Annotated in this window: 7 protein-coding genes and 1 pseudogene; 5 read left to right on the top strand and 3 right to left on the bottom strand. The window is 56.8% G+C overall.

Annotated features, from left to right (window positions below; all coding sequences use genetic code 11):
• Positions 1–687: 687 nt before the first annotated feature.
• Positions 688–1,449 (bottom strand): annotated as a pseudogene (locus SCI24_RS18725) (transposase); the annotation flags it as partial.
• Between the two features lie 439 nt (positions 1,450–1,888).
• Between SCI24_RS18725 and SCI24_RS18720 the strand changes: the two are divergent.
• From SCI24_RS18720 to SCI24_RS18705, 4 genes are all read left to right on the top strand, one after another.
• On the top strand, positions 1,889–2,257 hold the full coding sequence (locus SCI24_RS18720; protein ID WP_318726816.1) for a hypothetical protein: 369 nt from the start codon (positions 1,889–1,891) through the stop codon (positions 2,255–2,257).
• Positions 2,258–2,850: 593 nt separating this feature from the next.
• Entirely contained in the window at positions 2,851–3,405 is a 555-nt protein-coding gene (locus SCI24_RS18715) for a hypothetical protein (protein ID WP_318726815.1), read from the top strand.
• Between the two features lie 64 nt (positions 3,406–3,469).
• Positions 3,470–5,959 (top strand): hypothetical protein, encoded by a 2,490-nt coding sequence (locus SCI24_RS18710; RefSeq protein ID WP_318726814.1) that lies wholly within the window; start codon positions 3,470–3,472, stop codon positions 5,957–5,959.
• A complete protein-coding gene (locus SCI24_RS18705; RefSeq protein WP_318726813.1) occupies positions 5,943–8,552 on the top strand; it encodes a hypothetical protein in 2,610 nt (869 codons plus the stop codon). Before SCI24_RS18710 ends, SCI24_RS18705 begins: the two co-directional genes overlap by 17 nt.
• A 103-nt stretch (positions 8,553–8,655) precedes the next feature.
• Here SCI24_RS18705 and SCI24_RS18700 read toward each other — a convergent pair whose 3' ends face one another.
• On the bottom strand, positions 8,656–8,892 hold the full coding sequence (locus tag SCI24_RS18700; RefSeq protein ID WP_318726812.1) for a hypothetical protein: 237 nt from the start codon (positions 8,890–8,892) through the stop codon (positions 8,656–8,658).
• Between the two features lie 131 nt (positions 8,893–9,023).
• On the opposite strand from SCI24_RS18700, the gene SCI24_RS18695 reads away from it, so the two are divergent.
• A protein-coding gene (locus tag SCI24_RS18695) for an IS3 family transposase (RefSeq protein ID WP_412930197.1) occupies positions 9,024–10,198 on the top strand; the annotation gives its coding sequence in 2 pieces (ribosomal slippage) (positions 9,024–9,288 and positions 9,288–10,198; 1,176 coding nt in all).
• 771 nt (positions 10,199–10,969) lie between these two features.
• Here the strand turns inward: SCI24_RS18695 and SCI24_RS18690 are convergent.
• Positions 10,970–11,282, bottom strand: a 313-nt coding sequence (locus SCI24_RS18690) for an ATP-binding protein (RefSeq protein WP_318726810.1), incomplete at its 5' end; no start/stop codon positions are given.

Genomic DNA, 11,282 nt, shown 5'->3' with positions numbered 1-11,282 from the left:
AGCGCCTTGCCATGGTTCCGTCCGTGTCAGGTATCCTACACACATTATGCACGAAAACTTTAGATTAGGCACTTAGCACACCGATTCTGAACATTCCTTGGAGATGATAAGGGGCATTATCGAAACTCCCCCCCTACCCCGCCACAAGCCCCGTCCTAGAGCCTTTCGTGCTGAATTTCGCGCTTACCGGCGCACGCCCAAATTTTTTGAAACTGAAGGCTGGGCTTCAATACTGAACGGCCTGGCGCGCTATTGGCTTTGTTTCGAAACTGAAATTCACCGATGCTGGCCTTTCAGTTTCGAAGTGTCCGCTTCAGAACTGAAAGGCATTCGGCGCTATTGAGATTTTTTCAGTTCTGAAATTTAGTGACGCAAAATTCCTAATCATGATTAGGAGTTGAGTCTAAAATATCTCGCTAATTTCATAAACACTCGTTTCAAACACAATTCTTAATCTCGGCAGGGTATCATTGTTATAAAAGTGAAAAACATAGAATGTTTATATCAACATATACTAATGTTAAATGTACTTCATTTGTGCCGCACTTCCTATGTATCCGTCGCTATCTCACATCATATATCGTGGTGCCGAACGATCGTTTTGAAGCCAGTCGCTGCCGGCATCGGTCTGCCTCAGCAGCATCCGGCTGCTTATAACCGCGTATTGGATCATGGTGATGCCGAGAGTCAGACCGGGGCCCTAAGCCGAGACAGCCCCTGCAGTAAGGTGGGCCACCATCGTTTGGCGGCATCGCCGAAGTGAACCATGACGCGCCGAGCTGTAGCGACAACGTCGCCGCGACCTCGCGCACCTGCTCGCGCTCCGGATCAAGCTCCCCCCTGATGCGTCCGAGTCTCTATCAGGCGCCGCTGCCCATGCAGAACCTGGTAGGCGTAGCGGCTGAGCAGCAGGCTCACCGCGTTGGGGGGCCATCACGTCCTAGACGGTGGAGTCGCCGCGATCCGTCGAGGATAGGTGCACATCAAGCGCCGACTTCCTTGCCCATGTGCGCCTTTGCTCTGCCGCGCTTGCGGTAGAGCGCCAGGAACTTGGCCGGTGGCCAGTCGAACTTGCCGAGGTTGGTGACTGGGAAGAAAGAATGCAGCAGCGGATTATCGGGTCGCTCCTGCACCACCAGCCCAACGCATCGTGGCGTCGGCCACGACCCCAGCTGGTACGTCAGGTCATAACACCATTCCCTCGGCTGCCCGGGGCGCCGGCCCAGCGGCCCCCTCAGGTACGGCACCGCCAACTACTGAAGCGCCGAGTGACTGCGCAGTCGGCCCTGGTTCGCGGTGTGGCGATCTTCCAGCCTCCAGCGTGTCGTTGTCGGTGAAGCCCATATCGATGCGCACCCGCACCGTGGACCCGTGGTTCTCGTTGAGCCGCCGCACCAGGTGCGGCATCCAGGTATCGGCGTTCTCGCCCCGGCCGGCGTTGCCCCCTCGCTTCGCCGCCAGGCGGTCCAGCCTGCCGTCGCTAAACGGCCACACGCCTTTTGAACTGGCCCGTCGCGTACAGCTCGACGCCACGCTAGAGGTGGACACCAACCGCTACGGCGTGCCTTGACGGCTGATCGGCGAGCCGGTTGAGGTCAGCGTGTCAGAGAGCTAACTGCGGGTGCACCATGTGGGCCGTGAGGTAGTCCGCCATCCGGAGCTGGGCGGGGCCGTCAGGCGCGCTGACTGCCGGAGAACCTGCTGGTAATCGTCGGCTACTGGCCGCCCCAGGGAACACCTTGGACGCCGCGGCGTCCAGCCAGTTCGTGGTCACCTTGCCGTCGGAGTTGGTACCGCCGGCCGCGCTGCAGCGCGACCGAAACGGGTACGAGACCGTGGTGGGAGGTAACTGGTGATGAGGCCTGCAGGCATTGAGCATCTGGACGCCATGCTGACGCCCCTGAAATGTCCGCCAACCGCGAGCGACTCGACCACCTTGCTCGACCAGGCCGCAACCCGAGAGCTGGCTCTGCGCGTGACGTGGGTCTACCTGTATGAGCAGGAGGTGGTCCACCAGGAGCAGCGGCGCATCCAGATGGGACTGAGCATCGCCCTCTTCCCGTCCCTGCGCGCCTTGGACGGTTTCGGCTTCCGCGCTCAGCCGCTGTCGATCCCGGTCAGATTCGTGAGCAGGCCTGCGGGCACTGGATTGGCAACGGCGATGTCTTGCCACTACTCGGTCCGCCGGCGTGGGCAAGGCCGGCTACTCGGGCTGCTCACCACCGACACGTCACTGGTCACCCATTGCGCCGTCTGACCATCAGCCACCGTGTCATCAGCCCCGAACGGCGACGCTTCCCCCACCTGTGCCTATCGGTAGGTAGTAGTAGCCCATCCCGTCTATCCCCCAAACCGACTCGTTTCATTTCCCCCACCCTCCCCTGCCAACGCCGACCTTCCGAAGTTGGGGAAAACGACATCGCGCTCAAGGCAGCGACAAGCCAGCAGGCAGGCCCCTAGCACCGACTGTGACGAGACCCATCGCAGGCGATCCACCACTGCTCACAGGTAGGAGGGGGCGGATGTGAAACTGCGCGAGACAATCCACCTCGCTACCCGGCCAAGCCGGGGGGATACAGCGACGAGACATACAGGACCCGGCCGTCGACGTCGGAGCTGCACAGCGATGAATTTTCCTTTTCGGCACCACTCCAGGAAAAACCATAGAAAATTCTTTTATATCAGCACGTTAAAGCTGCTACATGACGCTTGAGCAACGCACCAGATACATACGCACACACATTTCGGTAAAAAAAATTGCGCACGGGACCGCAAAACCGCTCCGGGTGACCCCTGTATTAAGGGCAGGCACCGAGGTGCCGATAACCCAACACACAGGGAGCACCGCTCATGCAACTGATCCATACACGCCTGGTATCACTAATGACTCAGGGAAGGCTCGTCGTCGAGACGCACACGGCCATCGTCAGCCTTCAGGACCTGAATCTGGGTGATGAACAGGGCAAGTTCATCGACCAGCCCATCGATATCAGCTCCCCCCGGCCGGCCGGCTTTCGTCATGAGGGTGGTGACATCGAAGTGCTGAACGGGGAACTGGTGAGCGATTTGACGGACATGCTGAATCCTCAGCAACAGGTATATGTAGATGTGATCGACATCACGAGCCTGACGGCCCCGCAGGTTCTAGTGGCGCGTTTCTGGCAGGGAGATCGGGCCTGGTGTTGTTACAACAAGGCATCTCGCTATGACGAGAAAACCCCGAGTTGGCAGGATGTGGTCAAAACGATCATGGAGAACCCGAACCTGGAAAAAGCCCTAGCTAATGAGTTGTTTGATCGAAAAAATCTGCGGCTCCGTGATATAAGAGAGCTCTGCTCGAAACAGATTTCAGAATCTTCGATCTCAGAATACAAGACAGAGATGATAGAATCACTGGCAGCTTGATATGCCCCACACCGCTGCGATGCCTATCTGCCTCGCAGCGGTTAATCACATAGGATATTTGCTGATGCCCCATACATCAAATTCACTACACCAGCTTCCCAGTGCGATATTATCGGAGTGGAAATATGTGTTGGAAAAAATCACTACGCTATCAGAGAGTGAAGCGGCCCTTCTCAAAGCTGGCATTCGCTACGCACTCCCTCCACTCAGCCAATCCGATGCCCGGCAGGCCCTGAGCTACTATCTGTTTGATAATCAGGTTACTACTGCAATCCAGGTAGAACCTCTTGTCGAACAACTGCCTATCCAGACGGAAAAACGTCGCAATACTGCTTCCAGCCATCCACTATATACAGCCATGGTCCATATCACTGGAACTAACTCACTGAATCAATCACTTTACCAGGCTTGCCGCCGAATGCTGAGCGAATACTTCTCGGATGCCGGGCATGATGCTCACCCTACAACTCTGTACGAAGACATTGTGAATACCCGCAATGCTCTCTCTACCATAGCACAAAAAAATCTACCAGGCCCTGTCGGTGAGGCGGACGATCGCTACCTTATTGGTCTACTAAATCAGTATATGACCAACGTCTCTTCCAACATACCAGCAAATCTTCCAAGAAATATCGCTAGGTTTCAGCGCCTATTTCGCGGAATGAACAGCATTATCCACGATGATACTACCGCACGTCTTCCAGGAGCCCACAGTGGAAACCGGCCTTCACAACGTAGAGGTAAACGAAAATCAAAGAGGGACAAGGATCTCGACGGCGAAATTCTCACTAGCCTGCGAAAACGTGACGACCGTAGAAAAGAAAAACAGTCACATACGTCTTCAATGGAGCGCCAGGACCGACAACAACAGGCAAGATCGGAGGGTGAAATCAGCGGACTAACTGAACGTGGCCCTTATCGGTTTGAAGCCCACTCAAAATCCTCAACCGATGGCGAGGGTGCCGATGAGCATATCGAAACTCTTCAACGCACCAAGCCGAGTACTATGACCATCGACGATGACCGCCGAGTGGTCCAGCATGCTCAGCGGATGTCACTGGTTGATACACTAAAGTCGATGACCGACATCCACCGGCTGACCGCCGGACAGCTGATTGACGTGTTGATCGATTGCCGGCACGACCCAGCACAATGGTCACTGAGCCTGCTCCTACTGTGCACTGGGATTCCTCTGGAAAGGTTGACATCGCTCGAAATAAACACGGATCTATCACTGGAGAAACGTCCAGATAGTGACGCACCACAGGTGATCATGGACGGCGCTTTGTTGACTTACCGGTTACTGGACGGTCCCAGCAAGGCAGTAATGACAGACAATGACCATCTCTGGGTCATCCTCTCACTGCCCCCTGCGCTGAGTGAGGCCCTGAAAAAAGCCGTTGCCGAACACGGAAACAGACCTCTTCGAGGCGCGACCAAGAAACTAAGGTTGCGACTCACTCGCAACGCACGCGACATATCTGGCAATCCCGGTTTACCGGCGACAATTGCCCGTCTGGGCGCAAGCAGTTGGATGCTGATAAGGCCTCTAGCACAGGACGACGTGGCTGCAAAAGCGCTAAGCGGAAGATTCGGGATCAGCCTGGCCGCACCTGCTGCCTATCGAACACTTGCACCTGGTGAACTCAATGACATCTTTCAGAAGGCGCTGGAATGCCTGTTGCCCAGCCTGATCTCATCGCCCTACCCAGACTGGCTCGAAGGAAGCCATTATGACTGGATCACGACACCCTACATGTGCGCGGACAGTTGGCAGACAGGTTCACACCGAGCGGTCCCCGTCACGGCATTTAGCGCGTGGTTTGGCTGGCTGCGACAAGGGATGCGAGAGGCAACCCGCCGGTTCATGAGTCCCAGTAACCCTCGAGAGCCCTCACCAGAGTCCCTGCTTGATATTGTGGCCACATCAGCGGCGCACGGTTACCTGGTGATGTTGTTGACTACAGGTTGCCGCCCGCACGGGAGGCATGTCCGCTGTGAGAGAGTCGAAGAACACTTGTGGTTGGCGGACAAGGATTCACCGAAGGCGCAGGAAAGCCGATGGATTCCTGCGGCCAAAGAGTTGCTGACGTGCCTGGACGAACATCGCAGGCTCGTCGCCGACGCGACGGACTGGTTGACACGGCGTGGCTATGAGGTAAAAGACCGCCGCAGCCCGGGTGAATACTCGCTGTTCGCCGAAATCAACTGGACGCATCAGGCAACCATGGCCGTTATCCCGATTAGCCACAAGCCATTCATCAAATGGATGAGCAACCTGCAACCGAATCGCAATGTAGAGGGTTTGATACCTGATGATGCCGTTCGCAACATCACCCGCCATAGTGTCGCTACCTATTGTCGGGGCCTACTCCCGGACGCCCAACTGGCTGCCATGCTCGGCCATGTCAACGGTTTTCGGCAGGCAGGGCCCAGCAGCTCTGCCATCAGTCCTGCACGCGGGCCTTGGCAAACCATCATTTCAGACCTGCTGAAGGATGCCGGATACCAAGTTTTGAAAAGGAATTCTCTGCAACATGCTCTCCGCTACTAAAATGACCTCAGACGATCTCCTCAATCATCTGAACCGCGATCACAGTGACCTCAAACGCAAAAGCGCCGATGTTCAGTTGCCACAAGCGGACCTGCTCAGACTGGATCGCGAGGATCGCGCGGCACTGGTCCGAGAAATCTGCGAACGGCTTCCTGCGCATATCAACGAACGTGGCATGGTGATGGCAACTGCCGTCCGCCAGATCACCGATGAGCTATATGCTTGGGTCAAGGAACATCAGCAGACACCGCCAAGGCGTCGCACACACGTTCACCGGGCAGAGGCAATTATCGCCTCTCTTAACGCGTTGCCCGGATTAACTATCCTGCTGCCGACCCGAGCGGTGCTAATGCCTCGACCCAGCCATGCACCTTCATCCGTAGAGCAGGCACAAGGACTGGCGGCCATGATAATGGTGGATCGCCACCTCGATGACTGGCGGCAACATACGAAACACAAAGATCGCTGGCTACTGACGCTGGCCGTGCGCCTCGGCTCCCGGCTGGGCATGGGTCAGGAAGTTGTGCTTGGTACCCTGGCCATGCTGGGTACCCGGCATGTCGACAAAACTGACCGCTTGATCCGCCTGCCATCGCAGCGGCAAGACGGCCGCGCCGCAAAGGCCTCAGAACGTGACACACAAGGGCTGGATGGCAACGGGCCAATGCGGCAACACAGCGCTTTAGATAAACATCCGATCAACCAGCCAATGGGCTATTACTCGCTCACTCTGCCAAGAGCCGTGATTGATCCCCTCAAACATCTGCTGCACGAAGCGTCGGGCAACCAGTGCGACTGGTTGGCACTGGAAAGCCCCGGAAAGGAAATCCCCAAGCTCAAGACACGTCAGCAACAGCTACGCAAGCGGTTGGATCATGCTGCCAAAGCCATGATTAAGGAGATGAAAAAGCAGTATCCCGATCAACACGCCACGCTGAAGCGCCTTTCGGGTTGGCTCACGATGAGCCGTTACGCGCCACTGGTAGCGCAACGCAAGGGCATGGCGTCCGTTTGGCTCGATATCCTGTCGAACTACCCGTTACCCACCGACTCACGCGAACCCATTACGCAGGGGGTTGACCGAGGACGCTATGCTCCAGGTGGCCGGTTCAGCAATCACCATGCACACCATCATGACCAAGACGCAGACAGCCGTAATGACAATGAGAAGATTCTCCCTTCTGATAGCCAGGTTAGAACGCTCCAAACGGATGATCTCGCCATTACGGCCCCCGGCGGGACCGATGTCAGCGTGGAACCGCTTTCCATAGAGCAAGCGTTTGCCCTCCGCCATGCCGTCGCAGAGTTTTCGCGTACCTTGCCGACACTCACCACGATTAACAAGCTGAGCGCCAAGGTATACCGTGAGCCCCTTCAGCAACTACGCAAAGAGACGGCAGAGCGGCTCACCGAGATTGTGGGAACCGAAGACAGCCTCGGGCACTGGCTTGTCGCATTCGCCTGCCACCGATTGGTCGTCGCAGGGGACAAGATCTCCAGTGTCCGCACCTTCCTGACACGATTGATGCCGCCACCGCTGCTACTCAATGATGCCATCGCGGATGTGCCCGGCTGGGATCAGGACAGCATCGACGAACTCTGTGATGAGGGGCAGTCGTATGAGCGCTGGGGCTATAACACCAGACAACATTTTTTGCGGACGATGGGCATGTTCGTAGATTTCTGCCAGGACTATGGCATCCTCGATGACGTTATATCGCCTGCTGCCTCCGAGGCCCGCATCTCGACCCGCCGGACACGGATGGTGAACCCGGAGCAGATGGACCAGGCCTGGAGGACCTTGGTTGGCCATCAGCATCCCAGCCAGACCAATACGCAATTCGCGCTGGCCCTAGCCCTGGGTTACTACGCTGGCCTGCGGGCCTCAGAGGTCTGCCAGTTGACACTACGCGACGTGCGAATCGAGTACCCGGATCATAATGGCGAATGGTCAGCGTTGCATGGCGTCTTCGCCCGTGGCCGAAACTCTCCAGCACAGGCCGGCACCGAATCCATGGTCGAGTGCTGGGTCTATATCCGTCAGGGCAAGACACCCGCCGCCAGGCGACGTATTCCCCTCCACCTGTTGGCGCCACCTGATGTTATACAATGCCTGGCGCGATGGTGGACCACACGACGCGATGTTGCGCCGACACACGCCCTGAGAGATATCGGTCTCTTTGGTCCGCTGTTCAGCCCTCAGGCTTACAGTCGCCAGGGCCTGATTGATCCGCTGCTGGTATGGCTTCGTCAACAGTGGGGGGCCGGCGTTGATTTCCACGGGCTGCGCCATTGCGCTGCCTCCTGGTGGCAACTGCGCCTGCATGCTGCACAGCATGCGGATTTCCGCGAGTCAATGCACTATCGATTCCACTGGATGTTCCAGCCTGCAGCACTTGATCGTTTCCTCACATATCTGTGTGGCCCCGAGGGCAATGAGGCAATCGAGAAAGGCACACTGATCGGTCAGTTGGTCAAGCTGATCGGTCACCGACACGTGAACACCCTGCTGCACACCTATAACCATTCACTGGGGTTGATCCACAGCCATGCTCTTCACACAACATGGTCCAACCGTAAAGCTCCTGCCTGAAGTGAGGAAAACCATGTGAGGCCCTTTGTTTCGATGCTGTCGGCGAAGGGCCAGGATGATTGTCAGATCAACGAGCAGAAAAGCGACAGACGAAGGCGGTCACTCAATCAATGAAGACCTCGATGCCCTTGTCTGCCAGTGCCTCGTGAACGGCATTCAGGGCCTCCTGGTCTGTGGTGAAGCGTTCGTCCCAGACGTGTGAAGTGCCCTGCTCGTTAACCACTTCCAGCAACCAGGTGGATTCGTCTTCCATGCGATAGATATCGACCCGCAAGGAATGACCTTCGCGAGTAATCGACTGGTTGAGTGGACTCTGGATCAGTTCGGGTTCTTGGTTCATGGCTCACGCTCATAGTGAAAGTGGATAGTGTACGGACAACGACGGTGGATTGGCTCACTGTAGTGGCATAGTGAATCTGGCCACCTGGTTTTGAGTGTATGATCACTCACAGAGACAGTCAGGTGCAGATGATGACGAAGAAGAGAACGTTCAGCCCGGAATTTCGCTTGGAGGCGGCCCAGCTCGTGGTCGATCAGGGTTACACGCTGAAGGCGGCGTGTGAGGCCATGGGAGTTGGCAAGTCCACCATGGAGTATTGGGTACGCAGGCTTCGGGCTGAGCGGGCAGGCAAGGCACCGCTGAAAGGTGAAGCTCTGACGCCGGAACAGCGTGAGATTCAGGAACTGAAGCGCAAGCTGCGGCGGGTGGAGGAAGAAAAGGAAATATTAAAAAAGGCTACCGCTCTCTTGATGTCGGACTCCCTGAGCAATTCTCGATAATCGAGCGACTTGAAGAGAGCTATGCGGTGCAGCACTTGTGTCAGGTGTTTGGGGTGCATCGCAGTAGCTACCGGGCCTGGCGTAGCCGGGACAGAAGGCCCTGTGAAACTGAGCAGAAGCTGCTGGATCAGGTTGTCGAGGCGCATACCGTCAGTAACGGCTCTGCCGGCGCTCGCAGCATCGCCAAAATGGTCACGCAGGCTGGAACACCGCTGAGTCGTTATCGGGCCAGCAGACGGATGAAGCAGTTGGGGCTGGTGAGTTCACAGCCGCCAAGCCACGCCTACAAGAAGGCTGATCAGCCGCACCTGGATATCCCGAATTTTCTCGATCGGGAGTTCGACGTAAAGGAGCCCAATCAGGTATGGACTGGCGACATTACCTATATTTGGACAGGGGCACGCTGGGCTTATCTGGCGGTAGTCATCGACTTGTATGCCCGTAAGCCCGTGGGTTGGGCATTGTCTTTGTCTCCGAATACGGAGCTGGTGAAGAAGGCACTGACCATTGCCTACGAATCGCGTGGAGAGCCACCGGACATCCTGTTTCATTCGGATCAGGGTTGCCAGTACACCAGCCTGGCATTCCGGCAGGTGCTCTGGCGATATCGGATGACGCAGAGTCTCAGTCGCCGTGGCAATTGCTGGGATAATGCCCCGACAGAGCGCTTCTTCAGGAGTCTGAAAACGGAATGGATGCCAGAGATTGGCTACCCCAATGTTGGGTCGGCGAAGCAATCTGTAACTGATTATATGATCGGTTACTACAGCAGCCTAAGGCCGCACAGGCATAACGATGGACTGCCGCCGAATGTAGCAGAAAAGAACTACTGGAATGCTCAAAATACGGTGGCCAAAATCACTTGACCACTACACACAGAACATGCTTACCAGACGATACACATGTCCGGACAGGAGAGTCACTCTCCTGATACGTCTCTGCGCCGTTGGTCACACCCGCATGCATCAGCGACTTGAGTGAACGTCTTTCACGGGAGCTGGCCAGGTCACTACAGTGACCGTGATATCCGCCCTTCCAGTTGAACAGGATCGGGGATCAGCATTATGCGTGCCTGCCCCACAAGGCTCGCTGGAGCTTGCACGGCGGGATCAGTTTACACGCAGCGAAATCCCTGCTAAGTTGTGATTGTCGAGGCAAATTCCTCGATCGGGTTTGGCGACCCGTAATCACTCCAGGCGCACAAGCGCCCCTTACATGGCTGGCGTTTTTTTATGCCTGACATGTATCTATGGCGGTCGTGCGTGGGAGACCCTCGGGTCTGCCGGCTCCTGGAGTGTCGGTTCGCCAACCCGCGTACGGCCGCCCCCATCACTGCTTGGCGACAGCGGGGACGGCTCCTAAAACTCCGGGAGTCCTACCCATGGTTTATCCGACAGCATACCCCCATCGCAGCAGCCATCGTGCGCGTGCTGCCGCCCATCGCGCCATGGCCATGGCGGCCCTGGCATCCAACAGCAGCGAACAGGTACGTTACCGGCGCTACCATCACCACATGCGTAAAGCCGAACGGCTTGCTGTGCTAGCTGATCTTGATCGGAACGACTCGCTGTGTATGCGACGTCAACTACTTTGACCGGTCGGCGACATTTAAAATGACCGGTTGGGGGTAGTTGTCGTCAGCCTGACGACACGGCTTTTCCTCCTTGTAGTTGACGCTGGTAGGCGCGTTTCCGGTAGCTCTCTCCGCTCAGCTCCATCAGCGTGGCGTGGTGCACCAGCCGGTCGATGGCGGCCACGGCCATCATGCTGTCGGGGAAGATGCTGTCCCAGGCGCTGAACGGCTGGTTGGCGGTGATGATAAGGCTGGCCGACTCGTAGCGGTGAGCGATCAGCTCGAACAACACCGAGGTCTCGGCTTCGCTGCGCTTAACGTAACCGATGTCGTCGATCACCAGCACGGCGTACTTGTCGAGTTTGATCAGCGCATCG

It is taken from the genome of Halomonas sp. (genome assembly GCF_033549285.1).
GTDB lineage: Bacteria > Pseudomonadota > Gammaproteobacteria > Pseudomonadales > Halomonadaceae > Halomonas.
Note: the sequence above shows the minus strand (reverse complement) of the source record. Positions and strands in the feature narration are given on the sequence as shown.

Bases quoted from the DNA above. Each gene is read 5' to 3' on its own strand.
- SCI24_RS18715 (WP_318726815.1), top strand. From the start codon at position 2,851: ATGCAACTGATCCATACACGCCTGGTATCACTAATGACTCAGGGAAGG.
- SCI24_RS18710 (WP_318726814.1), top strand. From the start codon at position 3,470: ATGCCCCATACATCAAATTCACTACACCAGCTTCCCAGTGCGATATTA.
- SCI24_RS18705 (WP_318726813.1), top strand. From the start codon at position 5,943: ATGCTCTCCGCTACTAAAATGACCTCAGACGATCTCCTCAATCATCTG.
- SCI24_RS18720 (WP_318726816.1), top strand. From the start codon at position 1,889: ATGCTGACGCCCCTGAAATGTCCGCCAACCGCGAGCGACTCGACCACC.
- SCI24_RS18700 (WP_318726812.1), bottom strand. From the start codon at position 8,892: ATGAACCAAGAACCCGAACTGATCCAGAGTCCACTCAACCAGTCGATT.